Raw genomic sequence first — 3,547 nt, forward strand, 5'->3', positions numbered from 1 at the left:
TGCCACTTCATATGCTACAGGATATTGAATGTATAGTTGTGTCTCATATCGAGGAAGTCGTTCAGCATTTGGAAGGGCAAGAAAGCATGCTGTCTCAACCTTCTTTTTCTTAACTCTAGGTCACAGTTACGCCCCGAAATATGTCGAAGATGGATAGAAAATTAGATTGTGTGAGTGATAAACTGAAATAGTAGTTTGTATTTGGCAATCAAAAAAATGGTTCTTACGAAGGTCTGGTGACCAAGTATTTTGGATATTAGATTCATTCTCGCAGCACAGTGACGCCCACCGAAAAATCTTGATTCACAGGAAGGTTTCACAAGAGTGTTTTGTGGGATTGTACTAGGGTGATTATTGCAGATGAAATGAGCCACTCTATAGTTAAACGATTAGTCTTAAATATAAATTCATGAAGGCTTCTTGTATAATTTGTTGTATGCGTTCAAGCATAACACTAATATATAGGAGGTTGGAGTCTCTGAAGAAGATACGAATAGTGATTTTGATTTTTAGGATAAATCGAGTTTGATATATTTCTTATTGAAAAACTGTCGTCGAATATATATATAGTTATAAATGAAAAGAAGCAAGTAATACACCCTTGTAGATATACTTGCTTCTTTTCGTTTAAACATTCTTACAAATTACTGCTTGTATTCGCCCCGAAATTACTTCCAATTAACGCAACTCTTTTTGGAGTAACTCCTTTATAGTAACCTTTATATAGTAGATTATAAGGAACCTTTATACCAACACTACGGTTGTCAAAAACTCCAGTCCCACCTAAGACATAAGCTTGCCAAACAATTTTCGAACAATATGTTGGGTCTAAGCCTTTCAAATTAGTTGTAATTGAATAGCTAGCATTCGCATGATTTCTCACATAACTAGTAGCCCAGTTTGCTGCCGTTTTTGCTTTAGTAGAGCTATTTATACGAACTACTTTAGTATTTTTATATTTACTAAACCAATCTTTTAAACTCAAATTTCTTGGGTTTGCTTTAGTATTTGCGATTGATGAAAACATTATACCGTTGGATGTAACAATTCCCGCATGTCCTGAAAATCCACTTGAACTTGTACTGTTTGTAACTAAGATATCTCCTGCTTTTGCTATAACCTTAGTACCAGGATATGTATATGTAGCAGCTGCCATAGTACCAAAAGAACCAGGTGACTGGGCAGGAACAGATATTACTTCTCCTTCTTCTGTTGTAGTTAACCCATATTCACTAAGTTCTTCATCGTCATTTACATCAACTTCTTCAACTTCTTCTAGAGTACCTAAATTGCTATCAATACTACCTACAAACTCTTCGTAAGATAGATTGGGATCTATTACTCCTTCTTCTTGAAGACTATCAAACTTTTCGATTGAAATAACGTCATTATTTTCTTCCGTTTCAGACGCCTCAGCTTTTCCATTAAAACTAAACGAAACTATTAGAAGGAAAAATAAATTTACACTTTTATATTACTATTTCCCCTTTTTTGTATTATTCTAATACTAGATTATATAACAAAAAAATATAAAGGGGGTCATAATAATTAGTAAAAAAATGTTTATAATTTCATTTATGTGTATAATTTTATTGTTATTTGGAGGTTTCAAGATTAATGAATTCTTAAATGGGAATAAATCAAAATTAGAAGAGGCTAAAAAAGATGTATATGATTACTTGATTGAAAAAGAAGGTTATAAGGAAGATGACATCTTAGAAATTGAACCGTCATATAGTTTTGTTGAAGCTCCTGAAAATGCTTATTTTGCATTCGTGAGATTTAAGGACAATCCTAGCGAGAAAGTTTACTATTCTCGCACTGTAAGAGATGATGAGACTATTATTAGTAGAAATTAATATATTGTGGGGAGGTGAAGCGTGAGATTCCAATAGAAACGGCGTTTATTGGGGCGCAAAACTCCTGGTCAAAGTGACGCCCCGAAGTTTGTCGAAGATTGATAGAGAATTAGATTGAGTGAATGATAAACTGAAATAGTTGAGTATTGCGAATAGACAGAGCCGGCAGTGCGGAGTTTTGAGCCACTATTTGCGGGGAAAAAGCCACTTTTTTGGTCACTTTTTCATGTCTACTAATAGGGGCTCGCTGCACAGTGACACCTCGAAAAATCTTGTTTCACACGAATGTTTCACGGAAGGTTTTGTTCGTGATTACAGTAGATGAATAAGCCAGTTATTGCGGAGTAAAGAGCCGTCCTTTATTACAATAAATGGTACGAGAAAAGCTTCTTGTATAATAATATTGCATGCAAAAGAAATTATATTAGATTTCTAATAAGTACCACCCGTTAACTCCTGGTCACAGTGACGCCTCGAAATTTGTCGAAGATTGATAGAGAGTTAGATTGTTTGAATTCGGGCTTACTAGCAATCTATTATTATTATTATGATAGTTTATTACAGCGTTTACATACATAGCCGTATGGACTACCTTGTTTACGATATGTAGCACAACTTTTACAAACGAATTGATCACATATTACACAAGTCTCTAAGTTACTTATATATGTTGTCTTTCTACAGGATATACAACCTGCTTGCCCATTCTCGGTTAAGTATCCACTACTAAGTGCCAATTTGATCAACTCCAATTATTTTCTACGACGTTCTCTTATTACTTCTTGTGGGTCATAACCACGTTCCTTCAATTCTGCTGAAATAGCAAACTGTTTTAAATTTGAAATGCCTCTCATATATTCCCTTTTCAATCTTTCATCTGAATAGCCAGCTACTTCCTCTCTATGCTGTACCAGCTCTTCACCTTTTCCTAAAGCATATTCTCCTGTCCCTTTAGCAACGCTTTTCATGAAATCACTAAATCCCATAATTCCTGCCTCCTATTCTTAAAATTTATTAGTATTGTCTTTAAACTCACTCAGTACTCATCCTTTATTTGGAAGAGTAAAAAATTTACTTTTATTTTACAACATAATACTGCAAAAGAATATATTTTTTAGAAAAAAGCAGAAATTCTTGTTCACAGTGACGCCTCGAAAAATCTTGTTTCACAGTAATGTTTCACGAGAGATTTTGTGTAGGATTAGGTTGCCAAGGACCACAAAAAGACAAACTTCAAAAAACTCCTGGTCAGTAAAAAGGTATAGTCACAGTGCAGTGAGATCTAAACAGTAGACAATATAAATTCGGGTTAGTTTAATAAATCTAATTAGGTTAAGCAATAGAGCACTTTCTTAGTAAGGTCAGAAATGTACTCATTGGTGACAATTCCTCACCCCTTTTATCTTCATAATTAGATTGAAAATCCCCTCCCTTTGCTCTTTCAGGTAGGGGATTTTTATGATTATAATGGATTAATTTCTAGACGACATTTTAATTCGTATATTTCTCTATTTAATTTTCCAAGTTCCCAAGATTGTTTAATAAGAAGTAAACTCAACTCTTGGTCACAGTGACAACCCGAAATTTGTCGAAGATTGATAGAAAATTAGATTGTGTGAGTGATAAACTGAAATAGTAGTTTGTATTTGGCAATCAAAAAATGGTTCTTACGAAGGTCTGGTGACCAA

At 34.1% G+C, this 3,547-nt stretch carries 3 protein-coding genes; 1 reads left to right on the forward strand and 2 read right to left on the reverse strand.

The window, feature by feature from the left end; genetic code table 11:
* Positions 1-637: 637 nt before the first annotated feature.
* Positions 638-1,156: a YiiX/YebB-like N1pC/P60 family cysteine hydrolase gene (locus tag ACTQ5K_RS25255; RefSeq protein WP_251629090.1), complete on the reverse strand. Its 519-nt coding sequence runs from the start codon at positions 1,154-1,156 to the stop codon at positions 638-640.
* A 403-nt stretch (positions 1,157-1,559) separates the two neighbouring features.
* Between ACTQ5K_RS25255 and ACTQ5K_RS25260 the strand changes: the two genes are divergently transcribed.
* A complete protein-coding gene (locus ACTQ5K_RS25260; RefSeq protein ID WP_441994442.1) occupies positions 1,560-1,859 on the forward strand; it encodes a DUF3139 domain-containing protein in 300 nt (99 codons plus the stop codon).
* A 752-nt stretch (positions 1,860-2,611) separates the two neighbouring features.
* Here the strand turns inward: ACTQ5K_RS25260 and ACTQ5K_RS25265 are convergent.
* The gene (locus ACTQ5K_RS25265) at positions 2,612-2,845 is read right to left on the reverse strand and encodes a hypothetical protein (RefSeq protein ID WP_441994443.1); all 234 of its coding nucleotides are present in this window, start codon (positions 2,843-2,845) and stop codon (positions 2,612-2,614) included.
* Between the last annotated feature and the right edge of the window lie 702 nt (positions 2,846-3,547).

The organism is Niallia sp. Sow4_A1 (genome assembly GCF_052116745.1).
GTDB classification, from domain to species: Bacteria; Bacillota; Bacilli; order Bacillales; family Cytobacillaceae; genus Niallia; species Niallia hominis.

What these genes read in the sequence shown, in the direction of transcription:
- ACTQ5K_RS25255 (WP_251629090.1), bottom strand. Translation starts at nt 1,156, where the DNA reads ATGGCAGCTGCTACATATACATATCCTGGTACTAAGGTTATAGCAAAA.
- ACTQ5K_RS25260 (WP_441994442.1), top strand. Translation starts at nt 1,560, where the DNA reads ATGTTTATAATTTCATTTATGTGTATAATTTTATTGTTATTTGGAGGT.
- ACTQ5K_RS25265 (WP_441994443.1), bottom strand. Translation starts at nt 2,845, where the DNA reads ATGGGATTTAGTGATTTCATGAAAAGCGTTGCTAAAGGGACAGGAGAA.